This is a genomic window from Patescibacteria group bacterium (assembly GCA_041650995.1).
GTDB lineage: Bacteria > Patescibacteriota > Patescibacteriia > XYB2-FULL-38-15 > XYB2-FULL-38-15 > JAHIRI01.
In genome coordinates this window covers 206,841-224,175 of the sequence record JBAZJZ010000001.1, presented here as the reverse complement: position 1 = coordinate 224,175, position 17,335 = coordinate 206,841, and the positions used below count along the sequence as shown (strand labels likewise).

Below are 17,335 nucleotides of genomic sequence, written 5' to 3'. Positions count from 1 at the left end.
TTAAGTTCGGAGTTGTAATTTAAGGACATTAGCAACGGTGTTAGCTATATCGAGCGCCGCCTCTTCTGAAAGATAAGTCCCGCCGTTGATGTTGATCGTTATCCCGCCCGCTCCCGCGCCCGCGAATCCGCGCGACAAAGGCACCACCGCTTCCGGCCCGGCCTCGCCGATCATGGCTAGAGTCGGCCGACTGACAATTCCGCCAGAGGCCAAGAGTGGGATATTTGGAATTTGTACGGCCTCAATACCAAGCGCTTTACCACCAACTTTTGCAACGCTATTTATTGCATTAATTACTTTATTAATTCCTTCAAGAATCCAATTAATGCTTGATTTTATTGTATTTTTTACAGTTTCCCAAACCATGGATACTGTGTCGCCCAGCCCTTTCCATAAAGTCTCCCATGCCTCAGCAATTGGCTTAGTTTTTTCTTTAAATTCATTTACTATCCACTTCCATGCGGCTTGTATACTATTTTTAATCCCATCCCAGATTGGCATTATAAAATTTTTTATTGCCGTCCATACAGTGTTCCAAATATTTTGGATAGTCGAAATTACCGTGTTAAAAATAATCATAATTTCATTCCAAACATTTTGAAAAAATAATTTTATTCCTTCAAAAACAGCGACAATATCAATTCCCATTGCCTTAAAAATCACAATCACTAAACCAGTAATAAAAGTAATGGCAAAATTAAAAATATTTTTAATAACCTCCCAAATTTCATTGAAAAAACTACCTATGGCATTCCACGCAGTTGTGATGGCTCCAGTTATAGTTCCCCAAATTCCACTTAAAAATCCGGCGATTGCATTCCAAATTTCAACCACTTTAGATTTAATTAATTCCCAATTTTGAACAATCCAAACAATCCCAGCCACGAGTGCTCCAATAATTGCTCCGCCTATGAGCCACGGTGCCAGTGCGATTGCAGCTATTCCAAAAGCGATTGCCACCGAAATAATTGCCGGTACAAGCGCACCAATTATTGCGCCCGCCACAATATAAATCGCAACTTTATGCTCCTGAAAAAATTTTATTACGTTCTCAATTCCGGCGATCCATTGTGGCAAACTATTTTGTACAATGTCTGTTATCATTTCAACTAATTTTTTTCCCCACTCAAGAAGTTTTGCGCCTTGTCCACGGAGAAATTGTTCCCATGCATCTTGTAAATTGCTCCACATCCCACCAAGCGATTTTGATTGTTTTTCCATAAGATTATTAAAGCGACCGCCTTCACCACTTAACGATTTGAGTGCTTGTTCAACGGCAGGAAAACCGATCAAACCATCATGAACCATTTCCTGAATTCTGGAGACTGGTTCTCCCATTTGCTCCGCAAGCATTCCGAGCAATGGCACACCTGCCTCTGTGAATTGTCGGAGTTCCATCCCCGTAAGCTTTGTTGCAGCGCGGACCTGCCCGAATGCAAGGATAAGATTTGGCAATTTATCCATTCCAACACCCGATGCGATGTCGCCGAGGGCTTTTAAGTTCGGCAAAAGCTCTTCTTGCGTAAACCCATAGGCCAACAATTGCTTTGAAGCTGTTTCTAAACCCGTTAAGGTGAATGGTGTCTTGGCTGCAAATGCTACGAGGTCGCTATACAGCTTTTTGGCTTTATCGGCCGACCCAAGCATTGTCTCAAATGCAATTTTTGTCTGCTCCATATTCCCTGCACTTTTAAGGGATAAAATACCAAAAGTACTCAGCGCAGTAGCAACAACACCCAAACCAAGAGCAAACTTTTTACTTGCATCCGTCGCCGGTTTTAAATTTTTTTGAATTTTTTCTAATCCAGCTGAAGCATCATTAAAAGCCTTTTGAGCATTATTTACTGCGTTTATTACGATGGATAGGGTTGTCTCAGCCATATTGACAGATTATTTTGGTATGATATTCTCTAGATACCTAACTAATTTTGATAAACCTATGAAAAAAATCTTAATTATTTTATTGGCTTTAATTAGTGTTGGATTAATTTCGGGCTGTTCTAATGGCATCAAAACGGTAAATGATTTGAAAAAAGAATTATCTCCGATTAAGGCAGAATATGAGAAATGCATTGCCGAGGTTCAGGCTTATCAGGATAAATTTGATAAAGAATTCAATGATTGTGCAAAAATGCCTGATGGAATTGATTGTATTGGAGGAGAATGTGGTAGATTATTTTTAGAGAATAATTATAAATATCCGTTAGAATGTAATGTTTGTAATGACACCAAGAGATATAATGATGGAGTGAACAAGAATAATGAGTGTCTTGAAAAAGTGCAGAGAGATCCAAATCAATTAACTGTTTTGGATTGCACAAAATTATTAACTCAATAATTTTTTTTATTCATCTCTTGCTCTCTTTCCGCTTCACAATTCCATTTTATTCTCAAAGTATCAATGAACCATTTTGGCTGCTCTAAATATTCCTCATAAGTCCATTTCATCCGGTCACAAACCATGATGATTGACATTTCTTTTTCAACTTCCGCCTCCCCCACCTTCAATAAATACCGGTAGGATTCTTCTATGCGGTTTTTTTTTCCTCATCCAGTCCCTCAATAACTTTGTTCGCCTCGGTGACGATGAATTTGTAATCCTTCACTTTCAGGGCCAAGATTTCTTCCAAAATATTTTCTGTCTTTCCGTCTATAGAAACCACAACCAATTCCAAAGTTTTGTTTGTCTGCTCGGTAAGAAAAGAAGTGTTTAATTTAAAATTCGGATTTTCCCGCGCTCCCTGAATGTCAAAATTTTTGTAAATTAAATTTTCAATTTGCTGGATCTCTTTACCGTTGACCCATTCTTTCAAAACAACTTCGTGGCCGGCCGGAGTGGTGATTGTCTTAGTTTCTCTGTCTGCCATAAATTTATTTTAATTATTAATTTAAATCCGTATGCCAATTTTTAAGGAGTATCTCATCATGATTGGTTGGGCGCTCGCGGGCGGAATTTCTATGGCGATTATTCTGCCGGTTGTCCTTAAAATCTTTTCTGTTATTAATCCGATCGATGAGTGGGAAGAGATTAAAAAGGGCAATTTGGGCGTGGCGCTCATCATGGTTTCCGTGATTCTCGCCGTGGCCATAGTCATTGGCTTCGCCATTTCATAAATCTATGAAAAATCTAATTATCTTTTTTACAATCATTTCCTTGATGATTCCATCTGTTGTTTCTGCTCACCCGGGCCGAACCGACAAAAATGGATGTCACGTCTGCCGCACGAATTGCTCTGAGTGGGGTTTGTCTGATTCTGAATATCATTGCCATGCGACTAAAGTCAAAACTGAAACAAAACATTACGCAAAGCGATCAGCTAAATAACTTTCAAGGAACCGTCGCCCCGCTCCGCAAAAGAGCGGGGCTTTTGTTTTATTAGTAGGCCGTCTGTAAATTTGTGAGCACAATGGAGAGCAACTGCGAATCAGTCATGGAATAAAACGCTTTAAATTTCAGGGTCTGGGTAATGATGCTCTTGTTGTCCATTTTTCTCGCCACTTCTTGAAACTTAACCTTGGCTAGGTCAATCTTTAATTCCGGATTTGAAGTAGCGCCGATTGTGACATCAGTGTTGATCATGTCCAACCTCATGGCCTTTGCCGTGTCGCCGGTCAAGGCTGTGATGAAAGTCGCGTCGTCGTAAGTTAATTCAACGGAACCATCAACTGAAAATTCTGTGTTATTAAAATCAGCCGGTTCAACACTTCCCAAGACAACATCATCTTCAAGTTTCGGGCTGAATTTGAGGGTTATTTTTTTAATGCTGATGGCACTCGCCGCGGTGAGTCCGGCAAGATTAGTCGCGATTTTAAATACCGCGTGCTGCGCCAAAAAATTATTCTCGGCCGTATAGCTCGGTGTCAAGGTTGCTGTCGCGCCCTTTTTGGATCTCACTCCGATTTTAAACGTGGCAAACTTGCCGGTCTCTAAGTTTATTTCCAACGATTCAACCATCCCAAGCGGGTATTTGTAATCCTGAACGTTCGGATCATCCAAAAACATCGTCAGAGCCTGATGTTGCGCTGTTTGAGCGAAAGCGTATGTGTGATTGTAAGCCGTAGTTTCTTTTACGACCGACGTGACCGTACCCAAAAGAGAAAGCAATAACAGTCCGAATGATTTGTCTCCGATGTTGCATTCAAAATCTCCGCCCGCAAATTTTTTAACAATTTTTGCGTCAACCGAATCCTCAATCACGGCGATTGATGATTCATCAACCACTTGCTCAATCTTCTCGTCATAAGATTTAGACAAAAGTGGAAGGTAGAAAGTGGCAGCGGTCTCGGCCGTGCCGCGCACCGCCTCTTTTGCGATGCCCAAACTTATTCTGCGCCCTAAAATTTTTCCCATATAAAATTAAATTATTTATTAGATAACTCCTTGGCTTTTTTCTCGGCTTCCTCCCGGGAGGCTGCTCGAACCGTCACTCCGTAATCCGGGAAAAAATATTCTTCCCCTTCCTCGACCGGCGCGGTTTTATTTTCTTCTCCATCAATCATTTTGTTTTTTGCTGCTTTGATCATAAATTTAGATATTAAATTTTAATTACACTACTTTTGTTTTGTGACATTTTAGAGTAATGGTCGCTACCGCCATCTTTCCGCCCCGGCGACTAAAATTTGAAAAACCGGCAAAGGCCGCCTCTACTCCCGCGTCCGCTACGCCGCCAAGAGTAAAATCTGAATCAAAAGCATTGATTATGGTGTCTACCGTACTTCTAAGTAAACTGTGAGCACTGCTCAATCCTTGATTTTCTGCTTCCACAAAAATAAATATTTCGTAAGCAAATACACTAATATTTTCTTTATTGGTAAAATAATCAGCTTCATTTTGCGATTCAAGAAGTTGCGCCACCGGATAGCTCCCAAATTCCGCACCCAGAGGATCTATTTTGCAGTCATAAACTTCTTTCAAAGTCGCCGGAACTAGTCCGGTTAATTTGTCTAAAACTTTAGTGAAAGTTGCTACTAAAGACATAAATTTATTTTGTTTAACCGGCGACCTCTTCAACAATTTTATCCAAGGCCAATGAAAAATGTTTTTGAATTGCCGGGCTGGCTTTTTCCGCGATCCTGTTCATGAATCGGTTTGGCTTTATTCCCCGGCGCGTACCCTCGTGGACGAAGATGGCATAGTTCACGGTAGGCCCTATTTTGCCCCATAATCTGCCCAACCTGATGCCTTCACCAAAGCTTTGGGCTAATCTGCCAGTCCGCCAGGGCAACACCCCTCTTGTCGCATTTTTTTGAATTTCAGCGATGCTTGCCTCAATCGCTCTCTGAAGCCACCTCTCGGCAATCACCGGATATTTTTTTAATGAATCTTGCAATTTATCTAAATTTTTGATTTCCAACTCAATCACATTTTTTAGAATCAAATTTTTTATGGCACTTTACACAGAATGAAATATAATCTTCTAAAACTCTGCGGTATTTATGATCTACGTTTGCCCACTGATAATGTCTTGGGTTGCGGTATTTTTTGTCGTCTCCGCACGCTTCACAATGATCAGCCTTTCCCTTCCATGTTTGTACCCAACGATGTAACGCACGATAGCCAACTAAATCACCTTTCCACAAATAATTTTTTGATCCTTTATGACTATACTTCATTTTTTGTTTAGTTTTTTCTGATAATTTTTTACCTATCAACCATGGTGTGCCTATTTTTTTATGGGTCACACTCATTTTTCTTTTTTGTTCTTCGCTTCTTTTATAAATTCCTTTTGGCATAAATCATACAAAAATTGTTCGCTTGTATCTTTCCAAAACTTCCAGATCCTCTTTTTCCAAACCATCGCGCCACGTCATCGAAGAATCTCCAAGCGATTCCTGCGCCTTGCCAACCGATTCCCGCCTTTTGAATTCCTTGATCACTAATCGCTCAGCCACGTTGGATAAATCAAATGGCAAGGTGTGCTTAGTCGGATCTGTCGGCGCGGTAAAATCAATTTTATATCCGGCGGTATAGCTTACCCTGATATTTCTAAATCCATTCGGCAAAACGCTAAAAAGTTTGATGATCCCTGAGTCGCCGTTCAAATCATAGTCGTCCCTCAAAAAAGCGGTCCAGTATGGCGTGGACGGAACTCCGGCCATGTATGAAAATGCCGTTAAGCTTCCAATCACCGGACAGTTTTTTAAAATAAGCCACTTTTTTCTGAGGCCATCTAAATTTCCGCCGTCATAAACTTCGTTTGAATACGCCGTCTCTTTAAATCTTCTATCACAAAAATTTTCAATCCAGTCGGTCATCGCGGCTATCAGCCCTTCTAAAACAGTGTCATGGGTAGTAACCGCGGTCGCGATGTTTATGCGACTTTTTACCCTGTCTAAAGTTGTAATTGCGTGGGCAATGGTTGCCATAATTTAATTGCTCATTTCTCCTCCCTCCTCTGCTTAAGTTTATTTTGGTACTTTATTTCCCAAACTTCACTAAAAGCGGAAGTGGAAGGAGTAATCAGAAATCAAACTGATATTCTAGGCACCGGTCGCGCTGTTGCCAACCGGATTTTTGTAAGCGCGGCCCAAAAGAGCCGTGCCTGAGATCAACGCTTTCGGCGTTGTGCCGCCGGTCATGGCCGGGGTGATAAGAAGTTTCAGATAACGAAGACGGCTTGTTCCCAAACCTTCAACGCGAATCTGAGCGGTCTTATTATCGGCGACAATTTGAGTGATCGCCGCACCTGAAACATCGACGTAGGAACCGCCGGACGTGGCGCATTCCTGCACCTTGCCGTCAACGGTGTAGCTAGTCGGTGTCCCGGTAGCCGCGCCGTTATGAACTACGAACATTGCCGAGTTATACCCGAGGGTATCAATGGCAATGGCTGTAGCCGCGGCATCCGCCGCGACCGGCCGCACCGCGGCCAATGCTCTTACTCCATCGTATACGCTGCGCATAAAAGTAATTTTTTATTTCTTATTTTTTCCTTTTTTCTTCTGAGCCGGACGGCTCGCCTCGTCCTCGACCTTTTCTTCGTCCGTTGTCACGGATTCGGACTCCGGCGCTCCCTCTTTGGAAGCAGAAGGTTTGTCTATTTCGTCCTCGACCGGCGCCAAAAATTCCGCGCCGATATTCTTCGCTTCTTCCTCCGGCATTTCTACAATCTCGCCCTTTTCTCTCCTGCCGCTCCATGCGATTGGTTTTAGCACTTTATATTTCATAAATAATCCTCACTCCGCGTCCCCCGGGCCGAGTGAACGACCCGAGGGACGGAAAAACTTAATTATCCTTTCTTAGGTCTAGCTGGCAGCAGTCTTAGCCACTTCGAACGCGGCTGGAAGCGCCGTCACCAAAGCATGGCGATGATTCATCACCAAAGCACGCTGGTAAGAACGAGCAATTTCTTTGCCGCCGAATGAACCTGACTTGTGTTCTTCCATTTCCATTTCACCCTTGTCGCCGTAAGCCATCGCCTTGAAGTTGCCAAACACCAAGAACTTAGTGGAGACGGCAGTGGCAGAAAGCAACGGCAAATGTCTGCAAGTGAAGACCGGGAAACCAAGAATCTCGCCGGCCGGTTTCACTCCGCCACCGGTCGGATTGTATTTCAAGATTGCGTCAGTCGGCGCACCGGCGTGATCCAGGAGATATTTACCTACTCCATCTTTTTGCACGCGGAGACTTGCCCAAACGGTGCGGTTCATGTAGAACGCGGCTCCATCAAGTACTGATTCCTCAATATCACCAATCATGGCAGAAGAATCTTCAACCACGTTAAACTCTGCGAACGTATCTTTGCCGCTGGCAAGAGTTTTCACGGCCACGTCGTCGTTGTAGAGCAAACCGACGAATGGATTGCCGGTCCCGACGAAGGCCTGCTTATCAACCATGTTGGCCAGGGATTCAGCAGCCAAGGCAAGGAGCCAATCGGCCAAGTTAACACTGGCTTCAGCCAAGAGAACTTTGTTAACCGCGAAAACTAACTGCCAAGTTTTGGTGATTAATTTGGCTGTACCAAAACTAAGAGCGGTAACCACGCCCTCAGCGTCCACGCCAAGATATTCACCCTCGAGGAACGAACCAGTGTAGTTGGGAATTTCCAACTCATCCCCTTTCATCTCCCATTTTGCGGCCTGAGACAGTACTAAACCGACTGAAGCGGCAATGCGCACGATGGCATTCGCAACTTCTTTCGGCATTAAATAACCGCCGCGGCTGTCTTGTTCCGGAATAAGAGCCTCATTGGCTTTAGTGCGGCCAAGAGCAATGGCTTTAACACTTTCAACAAATTTCTTTTTTTGCTCTTCATCCAATCCGGATCTGTCATGACCAAAGAGCGCCCGCTCAACGCGCATTTTTTCCACAATACTCTTGGTCTCCTGGGCCACGAGAGGTCCGACGACGGACTTGAGTTTTTCTTCCATGGATGCGTCAACCACAGTCTTGAATTTGGATTCAATCTCGGCGAGCATCTTTTCCATCTGTTCTTTTTCTAACATAATATTTTATGATTAATTATTTAAACTATTTTTTTATTTTTAATTTTGTTTTGCCGAGAGCATCGCTCACGGCTGTACTGACTGAACGCAAAACCTGTTTTACGAAGAAATATTGATTTAATATTTCCTCAGAGTCAGATCCTGCGTCGCTCGACCTTTTATTCGGGTCATCCGATTTCACGGATTTACCCTCGTCACCCTGGGGCTCGGTTGCGGTAAGCAACTCCTTCAAGGCGGCGATAGATTGTTCCATTGTTGATACGCTGGACGAAATCAAAGTGCGATTTTTTTCCGATAACACCTTGCCCGATTTTTCTTTCAAAACATCAATTCCTCTCTTGATCAAAATATCTTCAATCGTTTTCTCCGCGATAGTTTTAACTCGTTCGGCCACGGCGCTCGCCTGCACCGCGTCGGCCGGCACCAGAGCGGCCAGGAGTTGGATAACTTCTTTCAGCAACGGCCCAAACTGCATTGGCTCCGTTTTCTCATCAAGATAGACATCCCAGAAAGCGTATAAAATATTATCCATCGCCCTTAAGTTGTCGCATTTTATTTTTCGTTTTGCTTCTTCATCTAGTTGATCGGATACTTCACCCTTAGCCTCCGCTGGCTTTTCGGTTTTAACAGCCTTTTTTGCCATGCAGACTAATTTTCCGTCGCCGTCCGCTTGCATTTCACCTTCCGTGCCATCTTCCATCGTACAGATGTCACCTTCTTTTGGCTCTTCCTTTTCTTCAACAACCGTAAAACCCTTAGAGCGTAAATCATCCTCATTTAAACCCATATCTAGTAACCATTTTTTACGCGTAGCCTTCCCATTACACGGAACCACGCAACCCGCCCATTCAAGAAGTTCCCATTTTGCGATTATTTTAGAATTTGATGGATCAAACTCTTTCACAATAAATCCCACTGAAGCCGCGTTGAGAAATCCTCCATCCCATAACTTCCGTGCCAGTTGCCCTTCTTCCGTGGGTGCCCACTTACCATCGGCAAGGGTAGCCTTAATACCTTCCACTTCTCCCGAGTAGAGTCGGGTTGTTAAGCCAATTATATTTTCAATTCCGTCGTATTTATGACCGTTAGTCACGACCGGATTTAACATATAGAAAGAAGAATCCATCCCATTTTGCAAAACCTTTTCACCCTGACGATCATCATGTTCCGTAGAAATAACCATCCCCTGAAAGTTTCCACTTTCATTTGAATCTTTAATTTTTTCTAAAGCTTCTTTTGTTTTTTCCGACTGCAAAAATCCGAGCAATTTTGCTTTGAGTTCCTCTGTAAAAATTTTGTGAGTTTTCATATTTTATAAATTAAAAATTATTGTTTAAAAAGCAGAACACTTAATCCAACCACGAGTGATGACAACAGAGTCAAAATTATTGCCACTGCCCAGCTAGGCTTAGAATTACTCTTCGTCGATAGATCCTCAATCTTGTCAAAAATTTTAGAAATGTTTGCGTTGATGTGGAAGAGATGATTAGTTTTAATTTCAGAAATATCCTCTTTTACTCCCTTAACTTCAACTTCAACACCTTTTATGCGCTCGCAAAGTTGTAAATTTTCGTCTGGCATTTTTATTTAATTATTTTTTAATTCCAATTCGCCCTCAATCGTTTTATCCCAATCAATCGCGCCGTCGCTTTTCTTTTCAATCGGTTTGTTAAATCCAAGCGCCAGAGTTTCAAGAGCGCTCTCGTTTATGGCCGGCATCCAAAAGCCAACAGATGGGGAATTCTTGTCTTTTATAATTTTTACAAAAGTATTCATAGCGTCTTTCCAATTTTCGGGTAAGTCGCGAAAGGACTTACACCAGCCGATTGGATAATTTTTATTTAATATTTTAAATTCTTTTCCAATCGTATCTCGAACATAGTATCTTCCGTCCGCGTCAATGAAATAAAGAACCACGGCGTGATAATAGTCAATCTTTGTCGGATTTTGAACCTCGCCGTCCCGTTCCCAGTTTGCGTCCGTCTCTCCGACCGCGATTTGAAGCGGCGAATGATCAAGCGCGTCTATCATCGCGGCCTTGCTTAATACCCAAGAGTGCGACCCGCCAAAATATCTTTCACCGGCCCGAGGCAACTTGTTAATCGCTTCCCAGGCGTTCCAGCCGTCGGCTATCATCTTTGCTGTTAAAGGAGTATCTTCTTCTTTGTCCACGCCGTTCTTACGAAAACAATCAGAGACGGCATCAAGAGTATTGCCTCTTTTACTCGTTCCGCTTTCAACCGCGAGCCGTCTATCTGAAAAATCAAGCGTCTTTCCGGCTTTTCTCGCCACCGCTTCGGCGCAGTCCAGGCGGCTGAACGCTACACAAAAAGGCAACCACCACTGCCGCTCGCGATCCGGCAAATATTTTAACCAGTCAAAGGACTCTGTTTTCACACCTGCGCCAAAAATCATTTCATAAATGGCGTTTCCCTTTTTGATTCTTTCCGGTATGTAAGTATTAAAGTGGATCATAAATAGTTTTTAATTCTTGAGCATACCCACGGCCTCCACCCCTGATCCGCCCAGAGCATATAGGCGAATTCAACATTATTACGCCAATTCTGAAGCCATAAAATCTTTTCCGCTCTGTCTTCCCCTGGTATTTGCGCCCAGTGAGCCGCGAGGTTTATTTGAAACAACCCAACATCATTTGTCCGCGAGATAATTGCTGTTTTCCAGCCACTCTCACAATTCACTATTTCAAACGCCCTCTCTGTTTCATCACCCCACAAACTTCGGATATAATCTTTGATTTCGGAATTCCCATTCGCCAACACTATCTGCTCCCTCCCTGTTTCGTTTTTCTGTGGCTCGGCTGTAATTTCAACCTTCAATTCCCTGTGAGCAACGCCGCCTTTGTGTATCCAGTCCTTGTCAAAAGTTTCGTAATTCTTCCAGGCAAACCCCTGAATAAAAATCCCGACTAAAAAACGACACTAACGATTAACCATTTAATTTTGTTCATAAGTTTTCTTTTAAGAATTAAAGGAATGGCGGCAGAGTTTGCTCATTCCTTCGGCGGTGCGAGCGAGAGCAACTTCTTCGGATTTCTTGAAAGCCGAAAAAGTTTGCGACACGGCTGACACCAGTAGTAATTGAGAGGATCATCTTCCAGTAGTATTTCCGTGAGATTCCGGTCGCAATGCGGACACCGCAAGTTTGATCGAACCCAGTAGCGGATATTCATCGCCTTGCCTTCTTTCCGTCACCTCCCTTGCAGTCTTCGCAATAAGTCCACACCCTCGTCGCCGTTTCGTGCATAGAACACGACGCTTGCGCCGAGGGCGGGCAAGTAGCACAGCGGCTCATCTGCTCGCCCCACTTGCACGAATGGACACACTTGCACTGCGGACACTTGAACACCTCATAGACCATCATTTCCGTCCTCTCTTTCTATCTGCCGCCTTTGGTTGTTATTGTAAAAGTTCGCCAATCGCTGTCTTCTGTTCGGCCTTATCCATCAACCCAGCTTTTAAAGTTTCGTATTCCGTAGCGGTCAACGCTTCTTCGCCGTCCAGTTTTACATCTTTTGTTTCCACTTTAGAGGGGTCGGACAATCGTTCGTTAATTTTCACGATGATATTATCTGCTGTGGTATTTTCCAGTGTGATCGTCCCACCCGCTTTTTCAATTTCGTAATTCCATATTTTGTGTAGTGTTTCCTGCTCTTCAAAAGATAACGGCTCAGGCCTCGTTCCTTCGTTCCAAGTAAAAACCCCGCCGACCATAGTGCCGAGCAGTGCTAAGCCAAGAGCGATTTGTTTTGCTTTATTTTCCATACTATTTATTTTCAATCGGCTGATTAGTCATCGAGCGCAAGATAATTGAAAGAACGCCACTCGCTCCAAAAAGAAATTCTGAAAGTTCTTGCTCGCCGGTCATAAAAAGCCCGAAGCCGGTGACGACCGCGACAATGCCAGCCCAGACAGTTTTTGATTTAAGAAGTTTTTTGATGTAGTCCATACTTTTTTAAATTAATTATTATTTACCCAGTTTGTATTTATTTTGCCCAGATTACTCTTGCGGTTGCGTAGGTTGCGCTTGCGGCGCCTGGCCAAAATCAGGATATTTACTGGCCAAGAAACTGACAATATAATTTGTGGCTGAAACATTTTGAATTGTGAGCGTCCGCAATCCTATAAAAAAGTAAATTCCAAAACCCAAAATTGCGGCCATAATGCCCAACGAAAATCCAACGAGAATTGATTTTTTTGATGAGTCCATTTTTTTGAAAGTTAAGATTTAATTGACACTTCTTGTTATTTCATAGCAATTATGATATGATTAAATAATTAATAATTATTTAATTTTATGAAACATTGCTCAATCAAGAATTGCCACAACACGACGAGAATTATCAAAGATTTTTGTCTAATGCATTACACTCGTTGGAGAAGATATGGTGATCCAATAAAACTTCTTCATCATAAAGTTCCAGATAAAGAATGTAAATTTTGCCATATTACTTTTCATTCTGAACAACGAAAAACACAATTTTGCTCTATGTCTTGTCTCCGTAAATTCCACTCTATACCCAAAAAATGTATTATAGAAAATTGCAATAATATTTCTGATACTTATAAGGGTGGCTCTCATGGATTTTGTGCAATGCATTATCATAGATTTTTACGACACGGTGATCCCCTAAAATTAATTAATGATGGAAGTGGATTTCTTGTGAAAGGATATAAGGTTTTTTCTATTAAAGGAAAACGGGTCAGCGAACATCGGCTTATCATGGAAAAACATCTAAAAAGAAAACTCATTACTTCGGAAATTGTCCACCATAATAATGGAAATAAACTTGATAATCGGCTTGAAAATCTACAATTAATGTCTCGCGCCGAACATCGCAAATTCCATAATCCAAGATTGAAACATTAATTAATCGCTCTAGAAACTTCAAACCATTTATTTCCGTCAAAAACAATCGTCATCGTGTCGTTCGCCGTGGAAGTAAACGCCGCACTTAAATTGACTGTGTTCGCGGTGGCCGCGTCCGTATCAGTAATTGTTACCAAAGCGTCAACAAATTTCATCGTGAGCCGTTGTCCGACCACGCCCGCCGTAATTGTCGCCACGGTATTTCCGCCAGCATCGCCGGTAACGGTCATTACATTGCCTTGCGCCGCAAAAGTAGTAGCGGCGTTCGCGATAGTCGCCGCGCCGAGAACCGAGCCGAAAGCGCCGTCTTTGTCTATAAAGGCCTTTTCCGTCGTGTTGTTTACGACAGATAACAGTTTTCCGCCTGCCGTTGTCTGGGATACATAAGAACCGAGAGTAACCCCAACAGCACTTGCTCCATCCGCAACTTGACCCTTCATTGTAATGGTCGCCGCACCAAATGAATAAAAGGTACTATTCCAGAAAGCAGTTTGGTCTAATGAAGCTCTTGCAACTCCGTTTGTAGTAAATCCAATCTGGTCAGCGCCATACGAATAGATACCAGTATTCGGGTCAGCAACAAACGAGTAAGCAGGCAATAAAGCAGTCCCTGCACCGGCATTGAAAGAACCGAGATAATCTACATAAGCTTTTTCAGTTGTTCTGTTATCAGAGTAAAAACTTACAATCTTAGCTCCAGCCGTGCTTAGTGCGTTTATATTTCCAATTTGTACTCCGATAGCAGAAGCACCATTGCTTATGTTTCCAGCGAAATAAGCCGCAGTATTTGAAGTTAAGGCAATCATCGCCCCACCGCCTAAATACATATTGCCGTCTTTATCAATGTACGCTTTTTCGGTTACAAATCCATCATTATAAAATCCAACTATTTTTGCTCCGACGGTTGTCAATGCCGTATTGCTTCCAATTTTTGTTGCATAAGCCGTAGCTCCGTCGGCGTTCATGCCCAAAATGGACACGTGAGCTGCCGCCGTATTCATAAATTGTGTCGCTCGTACTCCTGATCCGGTAAAACTGCCAACGATTGTTCCGTTTATAACAACGCCCATAGTATCGGCACTATAATAAAATCCGGTATCAGGATTGGCCGTAAAAGTTATGGAAGGTGCGGCGGCGGTGCCGGCACTTGCCTTAATCACGCCCCCCACTGATAAGTCGCCGGAGACAGTGGAAGAGATTGTAAGCGTGCCCGCGGTGAGCGCCGTGAAGTAGCCGTTGGCAAGAGGTGTGCCGGAAGAACCGAGAGTCCAGGAGGAGTTTGTCGGGTTTATGGCGTTGCCTACTCTCTTAAAGAAATTTGGCACGCTGATACCTCCGCCCATCTGCGCGGCCGTAATGAGTGGAATTATTAAAATAGCCACGGCTAAAATGCCAATGGATATTCTTTTAAACCACTTTGAATTGAAAAGTTTTTGCATAGCTTATAAAATTATTTTTAAAATTTTATTGATCCTGCCAAACCTCAATCTCAATCACCGCGCCGGCCGTCGGGCTCTGCATATAGAGAGTAACCCCGCTCAAATAAACTCCCTCAAGATATTTAGAACTCCCGGCCCGAATGGTAATAAATTTTGTACCTGATTCCCCTGAAACATAAGCCAGTTTCAAATCAGCCCCGCCTGATCGTTCACTAATTAAAACTTTTCTCGTGTCAGTCGGCAGCGCTTGGGAATACTCCGTGTCCGCGAGCGTCAATGTTTTGTTGTAAAGTGTGCTTTTTTGGTACATAAATTTTTAAATTAATTATTCAATTGAAATTTCCTCGGGACGAATGTAACAGCGGCAGTTGGCGTGCAACGGCGGATTTTCAATATCAACATAATCAACATTCAATTTCCCACCATCCGCGCCGGTGATTTCCTCTCCCCTGTCAAACCATTTTTCCTCTACGCCGACCGTCTTGTCGTGCATCGGCCCGCAGAATTCACAAACTTGCTCATCCTCGGCCGTGTACCATTTCAAGGTTTTAACCACACCGGATTGTTTCCACGCCTCGCGCGTGGCCGCGTTCCCGGTCCTGAATGTTTCCGTTTGCGCTACTCTCGCCGCCCGGTATTCATCGCTGAATTCGTAGATCGTTGAGACTCTGTCTTTTAGCTGATCCAGCCCCTCACCGGCATCCAGCCCCTCACTCAATTTTGTTTTAAGCAAATCAAGCGTCGTTTCGTTATAGCTTTCGGCCAAGAGATTAATTGCCGCATTTAATTTTTCTTTGACCTTTTGAGAAGTGAAATCAAAGGCCTGATCCGCGCCGATTAAAGCCAGCGCCGCTTCGCCTTCTTTTCCAAATAATTCAAACAAAACTGGCGTGGCAAGTTTAATGAACGCTCCAATCTCATCTTTCACGTTCAATAAATCTTTTGGATTAATCGCCTTTACTCCTTTAACCAATCCGGACAAGGCGGCCAACACTTTTTCTTTTTGTTTTTCGTTGTATTTTTTAATCTCTTCCCTGAGCGCTTTTTCATAAGGCGTCACTCTTCCAATAAATAATTTCCAGGCCGCACCCCACAGATCATCATTTTTTAAATCTTCATTCTTAAAAGATTTTTTCTCCACCACCGCCTTGATTTCTGCTGTCACCATCTTGGCCGCGGCCGATGCTACTCCCGATAAAATCTCATCTTTTTTTCTTTGACCCGGCCGTTTTTTTATTTGAATCTTTTTCGGCTGTGCCTTCTCAATCGGTTTGCCAAGTGGCACAAGCGAGAAATTAGTGCTGACCGCGTCGCCGTTTTCAATCGCCGGTAGTCCATCATTTTCTCTAACTTCATTAACACTCTTGTAAGGTTGACCACCCAGAGCCGCTTTATTTTCCTCGAGCTCGAGCTCTCTATTCTCCGGCACCGGGTCTTTGAAAGTTAAATAAATATTTTCGCCATATCGCGGCACCAAAAATTCATTCAAATAATCAACAATCCTCTGCAGGCGCGGTTTGATTGTGCGAAGAGCAAAAACATAATTTGTCACTTCGGCGTTCGCGCGGTTAACATCATCGGTAATTCCGAGCGCTGTGCGCGGCACTCTGAAGCCGGCCAAAATCTTATCGCGATACACCCGGTCCAACTCGGTAAAATCCATGTCCTTGTGCGATTTGCTGATGTCTTTAAGGTCGGTCCCCTTGGGCATGATCGCCACTTTGTGCGCGTTCTCAACGCCTTTGTAGACCGATTCAAATGAAGTACGCAAAATTTCCTGCTGGTCGGCGGTCAGATTATTCTCAGTTGTCAGGGCGAGATCCGGCCGCGCGCCATTCCAAAACCACAAGCGATTCCACTTTGTCGCAAAATTTTCAACATCAACCCATTCAGCAATCGCCTCAACCGTTCCCAGCCCCTCGGCTAAATTGTTTGGATTTGGCAACCGAAAATGTAAAATTTTAAAAGGATCATACTCCGCGCCCTGCTGATCCGGTTCCTTGTACGCGTATTTTTCAATCAGAACCGGCCACTTGCCTTTTTTAATTTTTAAATATTTTGGGTTCAGAGGATAAAAAGCGGTCGGCAGATCTCCCGGCTTATTTACTCCTTCCATAAACCAATATGCATTACCGGCCAAATCCCAGTGCATTGACAATAACTCAAAGAGTTCGTTTTTTGTCATGAAGTTGTTGGCCTTATAAATAACATCCAGCAACTCGTGTTCAAAAATTTCTTCTTCCGTGCCATCTTTTTTAATCGAGATGAGCCGCAATTCAATTTTCCCAACCTCTTCGGCAATCGCGCGCATGCAGGTATAAACCCAGTTCCTTCCTGAATCCATCAACACGTCTTTACTGATGCCGCCGCCGGAGAGCCACCCTGTCATCCCGGCGATCAAGGCCGATGGCGTGGTAAAAGATTTCCTAACCAAGCCGATGGTATCTAAAAATTTATCTAAAAGTTTCATATAAACAAAAAAGGCTCGCAACCGAACCCGATTAAAAATCAGATTAGATTGCGAGCCTATTGGTAATCAACTCAGCCCGAAAAATAAATTGTTA

The 17,335-nt window shown here is 43.3% G+C and carries 26 protein-coding genes; 4 read left to right on the top strand and 22 right to left on the bottom strand.

What is annotated here, in order from left to right; all coding sequences use genetic code 11:
- On the bottom strand, positions 1–1,881 hold the full coding sequence (locus WC445_01275) for a tape measure protein (protein MFA5128578.1): 1,881 nt from the start codon (positions 1,879–1,881) through the stop codon (positions 1–3).
- A 58-nt stretch (positions 1,882–1,939) separates the two neighbouring features.
- On the opposite strand from WC445_01275, the gene WC445_01270 reads away from it, so the two are divergent.
- Positions 1,940–2,338 (top strand): hypothetical protein, encoded by a 399-nt coding sequence (locus WC445_01270; GenBank protein MFA5128577.1) that lies wholly within the window; start codon positions 1,940–1,942, stop codon positions 2,336–2,338.
- On the opposite strand, the gene WC445_01265 is transcribed toward WC445_01270, so the two are convergent.
- Together WC445_01265 and WC445_01260 are read right to left on the bottom strand one after the other, a co-directional pair.
- Entirely contained in the window at positions 2,332–2,475 is a 144-nt protein-coding gene (locus tag WC445_01265) for a hypothetical protein (GenBank protein ID MFA5128576.1), read from the bottom strand. The genes WC445_01270 and WC445_01265 overlap by 7 nt on opposite strands.
- Positions 2,476–2,528: 53 nt before the next feature.
- Positions 2,529–2,867 carry a hypothetical protein gene (locus WC445_01260; protein MFA5128575.1) on the bottom strand — a complete coding sequence of 113 codons (339 nt, stop codon included), beginning with the start codon at positions 2,865–2,867 and terminating at the stop codon, positions 2,529–2,531.
- A 31-nt stretch (positions 2,868–2,898) separates the two neighbouring features.
- Between WC445_01260 and WC445_01255 the strand changes: the two genes are divergently transcribed.
- Together WC445_01255 and WC445_01250 are read left to right on the top strand one after the other, a co-directional pair.
- Positions 2,899–3,114, top strand: coding sequence for a DUF350 domain-containing protein (locus tag WC445_01255; GenBank protein MFA5128574.1), 216 nt, complete (start codon positions 2,899–2,901; stop codon positions 3,112–3,114).
- A 4-nt stretch (positions 3,115–3,118) separates the two neighbouring features.
- Positions 3,119–3,325 (top strand): YHYH domain-containing protein, encoded by a 207-nt coding sequence (locus tag WC445_01250; GenBank protein MFA5128573.1) that lies wholly within the window; start codon positions 3,119–3,121, stop codon positions 3,323–3,325.
- Positions 3,326–3,376: 51 nt separating this feature from the next.
- On the opposite strand, the gene WC445_01245 is transcribed toward WC445_01250, so the two are convergent.
- The 16 genes from WC445_01245 to WC445_01170 all read right to left on the bottom strand — a co-directional run bounded on the left by WC445_01245 (position 3,377) and on the right by WC445_01170 (position 12,672).
- On the bottom strand, positions 3,377–4,351 hold the full coding sequence (locus tag WC445_01245; protein MFA5128572.1) for a phage tail tube protein: 975 nt from the start codon (positions 4,349–4,351) through the stop codon (positions 3,377–3,379).
- 11 nt (positions 4,352–4,362) lie between these two features.
- Positions 4,363–4,524: a hypothetical protein gene (locus tag WC445_01240; GenBank protein MFA5128571.1), complete on the bottom strand. Its 162-nt coding sequence runs from the start codon at positions 4,522–4,524 to the stop codon at positions 4,363–4,365.
- Between the two features lie 22 nt (positions 4,525–4,546).
- Entirely contained in the window at positions 4,547–4,978 is a 432-nt protein-coding gene (locus WC445_01235; GenBank protein MFA5128570.1) for a hypothetical protein, read from the bottom strand.
- 13 nt (positions 4,979–4,991) lie between these two features.
- Complete coding sequence (locus WC445_01230) at positions 4,992–5,363, bottom strand: HK97 gp10 family phage protein (protein MFA5128569.1); 372 nt, start codon at positions 5,361–5,363, stop codon at positions 4,992–4,994.
- Entirely contained in the window at positions 5,356–5,733 is a 378-nt protein-coding gene (locus tag WC445_01225) for an NUMOD3 domain-containing DNA-binding protein (protein ID MFA5128568.1), read from the bottom strand. Before WC445_01225 ends, WC445_01230 begins: the two co-directional genes overlap by 8 nt.
- Positions 5,734–5,736: 3 nt before the next feature.
- Entirely contained in the window at positions 5,737–6,366 is a 630-nt protein-coding gene (locus WC445_01220) for a phage head-tail connector protein (protein ID MFA5128567.1), read from the bottom strand.
- Between the two features lie 114 nt (positions 6,367–6,480).
- The gene (locus tag WC445_01215) at positions 6,481–6,903 is read right to left on the bottom strand and encodes a hypothetical protein (protein MFA5128566.1); all 423 of its coding nucleotides are present in this window, start codon (positions 6,901–6,903) and stop codon (positions 6,481–6,483) included.
- A gap of 12 nt (positions 6,904–6,915) precedes the next feature.
- On the bottom strand, positions 6,916–7,167 hold the full coding sequence (locus WC445_01210; protein ID MFA5128565.1) for a hypothetical protein: 252 nt from the start codon (positions 7,165–7,167) through the stop codon (positions 6,916–6,918).
- A 78-nt stretch (positions 7,168–7,245) separates the two neighbouring features.
- Positions 7,246–8,445 carry a phage major capsid protein gene (locus WC445_01205; protein ID MFA5128564.1) on the bottom strand — a complete coding sequence of 400 codons (1,200 nt, stop codon included), beginning with the start codon at positions 8,443–8,445 and terminating at the stop codon, positions 7,246–7,248.
- Between the two features lie 25 nt (positions 8,446–8,470).
- The gene (locus WC445_01200; protein MFA5128563.1) at positions 8,471–9,754 is read right to left on the bottom strand and encodes a hypothetical protein; all 1,284 of its coding nucleotides are present in this window, start codon (positions 9,752–9,754) and stop codon (positions 8,471–8,473) included.
- 17 nt (positions 9,755–9,771) lie between these two features.
- Positions 9,772–10,026: a hypothetical protein gene (locus WC445_01195; GenBank protein ID MFA5128562.1), complete on the bottom strand. Its 255-nt coding sequence runs from the start codon at positions 10,024–10,026 to the stop codon at positions 9,772–9,774.
- Positions 10,027–10,032: 6 nt separating this feature from the next.
- Positions 10,033–10,920: a hypothetical protein gene (locus WC445_01190; GenBank protein ID MFA5128561.1), complete on the bottom strand. Its 888-nt coding sequence runs from the start codon at positions 10,918–10,920 to the stop codon at positions 10,033–10,035.
- Positions 10,917–11,282: a transglycosylase SLT domain-containing protein gene (locus tag WC445_01185; GenBank protein ID MFA5128560.1), complete on the bottom strand. Its 366-nt coding sequence runs from the start codon at positions 11,280–11,282 to the stop codon at positions 10,917–10,919. Before WC445_01185 ends, WC445_01190 begins: the two co-directional genes overlap by 4 nt.
- 579 nt (positions 11,283–11,861) lie before the next feature.
- Entirely contained in the window at positions 11,862–12,227 is a 366-nt protein-coding gene (locus tag WC445_01180; protein ID MFA5128559.1) for a hypothetical protein, read from the bottom strand.
- 1 nt (position 12,228) lies between these two features.
- The gene (locus tag WC445_01175) at positions 12,229–12,411 is read right to left on the bottom strand and encodes a hypothetical protein (GenBank protein ID MFA5128558.1); all 183 of its coding nucleotides are present in this window, start codon (positions 12,409–12,411) and stop codon (positions 12,229–12,231) included.
- Between the two features lie 51 nt (positions 12,412–12,462).
- Positions 12,463–12,672: a hypothetical protein gene (locus WC445_01170; GenBank protein MFA5128557.1), complete on the bottom strand. Its 210-nt coding sequence runs from the start codon at positions 12,670–12,672 to the stop codon at positions 12,463–12,465.
- 87 nt (positions 12,673–12,759) lie between these two features.
- On the opposite strand from WC445_01170, the gene WC445_01165 reads away from it, so the two are divergent.
- Complete coding sequence (locus WC445_01165; GenBank protein ID MFA5128556.1) at positions 12,760–13,332, top strand: HNH endonuclease; 573 nt, start codon at positions 12,760–12,762, stop codon at positions 13,330–13,332.
- On the opposite strand, the gene WC445_01160 is transcribed toward WC445_01165, so the two are convergent.
- Genes WC445_01160 through WC445_01150 form a run of 3 tightly spaced genes read right to left on the bottom strand, consistent with a single transcriptional unit; the run spans position 13,329 to position 17,241 of the window.
- A complete protein-coding gene (locus tag WC445_01160) occupies positions 13,329–14,771 on the bottom strand; it encodes a hypothetical protein (protein MFA5128555.1) in 1,443 nt (480 codons plus the stop codon). The two genes, WC445_01165 and WC445_01160, sit on opposite strands and share 4 nt — an antisense overlap.
- A gap of 25 nt (positions 14,772–14,796) precedes the next feature.
- A complete protein-coding gene (locus WC445_01155; protein ID MFA5128554.1) occupies positions 14,797–15,081 on the bottom strand; it encodes a hypothetical protein in 285 nt (94 codons plus the stop codon).
- Positions 15,082–15,096: 15 nt separating this feature from the next.
- The gene (locus WC445_01150; protein ID MFA5128553.1) at positions 15,097–17,241 is read right to left on the bottom strand and encodes a phage portal protein; all 2,145 of its coding nucleotides are present in this window, start codon (positions 17,239–17,241) and stop codon (positions 15,097–15,099) included.
- Positions 17,242–17,335: the final 94 nt, after the last annotated feature.

What these genes read in the sequence shown, in the direction of transcription:
- WC445_01275 (MFA5128578.1), bottom strand. Translation starts at nt 1,881, where the DNA reads ATGGCTGAGACAACCCTATCCATCGTAATAAACGCAGTAAATAATGCT.
- WC445_01270 (MFA5128577.1), top strand. Translation starts at nt 1,940, where the DNA reads ATGAAAAAAATCTTAATTATTTTATTGGCTTTAATTAGTGTTGGATTA.
- WC445_01265 (MFA5128576.1), bottom strand. Translation starts at nt 2,475, where the DNA reads ATGTCAATCATCATGGTTTGTGACCGGATGAAATGGACTTATGAGGAA.
- WC445_01260 (MFA5128575.1), bottom strand. Translation starts at nt 2,867, where the DNA reads ATGGCAGACAGAGAAACTAAGACAATCACCACTCCGGCCGGCCACGAA.
- WC445_01255 (MFA5128574.1), top strand. Translation starts at nt 2,899, where the DNA reads ATGCCAATTTTTAAGGAGTATCTCATCATGATTGGTTGGGCGCTCGCG.
- WC445_01250 (MFA5128573.1), top strand. Translation starts at nt 3,119, where the DNA reads ATGAAAAATCTAATTATCTTTTTTACAATCATTTCCTTGATGATTCCA.
- WC445_01245 (MFA5128572.1), bottom strand. Translation starts at nt 4,351, where the DNA reads ATGGGAAAAATTTTAGGGCGCAGAATAAGTTTGGGCATCGCAAAAGAG.
- WC445_01240 (MFA5128571.1), bottom strand. Translation starts at nt 4,524, where the DNA reads ATGATCAAAGCAGCAAAAAACAAAATGATTGATGGAGAAGAAAATAAA.
- WC445_01235 (MFA5128570.1), bottom strand. Translation starts at nt 4,978, where the DNA reads ATGTCTTTAGTAGCAACTTTCACTAAAGTTTTAGACAAATTAACCGGA.
- WC445_01225 (MFA5128568.1), bottom strand. Translation starts at nt 5,733, where the DNA reads ATGCCAAAAGGAATTTATAAAAGAAGCGAAGAACAAAAAAGAAAAATG.
- WC445_01220 (MFA5128567.1), bottom strand. Translation starts at nt 6,366, where the DNA reads ATGGCAACCATTGCCCACGCAATTACAACTTTAGACAGGGTAAAAAGT.
- WC445_01215 (MFA5128566.1), bottom strand. Translation starts at nt 6,903, where the DNA reads ATGCGCAGCGTATACGATGGAGTAAGAGCATTGGCCGCGGTGCGGCCG.
- WC445_01210 (MFA5128565.1), bottom strand. Translation starts at nt 7,167, where the DNA reads ATGAAATATAAAGTGCTAAAACCAATCGCATGGAGCGGCAGGAGAGAA.
- WC445_01205 (MFA5128564.1), bottom strand. Translation starts at nt 8,445, where the DNA reads ATGTTAGAAAAAGAACAGATGGAAAAGATGCTCGCCGAGATTGAATCC.
- WC445_01200 (MFA5128563.1), bottom strand. Translation starts at nt 9,754, where the DNA reads ATGAAAACTCACAAAATTTTTACAGAGGAACTCAAAGCAAAATTGCTC.
- WC445_01195 (MFA5128562.1), bottom strand. Translation starts at nt 10,026, where the DNA reads ATGCCAGACGAAAATTTACAACTTTGCGAGCGCATAAAAGGTGTTGAA.
- WC445_01190 (MFA5128561.1), bottom strand. Translation starts at nt 10,920, where the DNA reads ATGATCCACTTTAATACTTACATACCGGAAAGAATCAAAAAGGGAAAC.
- WC445_01180 (MFA5128559.1), bottom strand. Translation starts at nt 12,227, where the DNA reads ATGGAAAATAAAGCAAAACAAATCGCTCTTGGCTTAGCACTGCTCGGC.
- WC445_01175 (MFA5128558.1), bottom strand. Translation starts at nt 12,411, where the DNA reads ATGGACTACATCAAAAAACTTCTTAAATCAAAAACTGTCTGGGCTGGC.
- WC445_01170 (MFA5128557.1), bottom strand. Translation starts at nt 12,672, where the DNA reads ATGGACTCATCAAAAAAATCAATTCTCGTTGGATTTTCGTTGGGCATT.
- WC445_01165 (MFA5128556.1), top strand. Translation starts at nt 12,760, where the DNA reads ATGAAACATTGCTCAATCAAGAATTGCCACAACACGACGAGAATTATC.
- WC445_01160 (MFA5128555.1), bottom strand. Translation starts at nt 14,771, where the DNA reads ATGCAAAAACTTTTCAATTCAAAGTGGTTTAAAAGAATATCCATTGGC.
- WC445_01155 (MFA5128554.1), bottom strand. Translation starts at nt 15,081, where the DNA reads ATGTACCAAAAAAGCACACTTTACAACAAAACATTGACGCTCGCGGAC.
- WC445_01150 (MFA5128553.1), bottom strand. Translation starts at nt 17,241, where the DNA reads ATGAAACTTTTAGATAAATTTTTAGATACCATCGGCTTGGTTAGGAAA.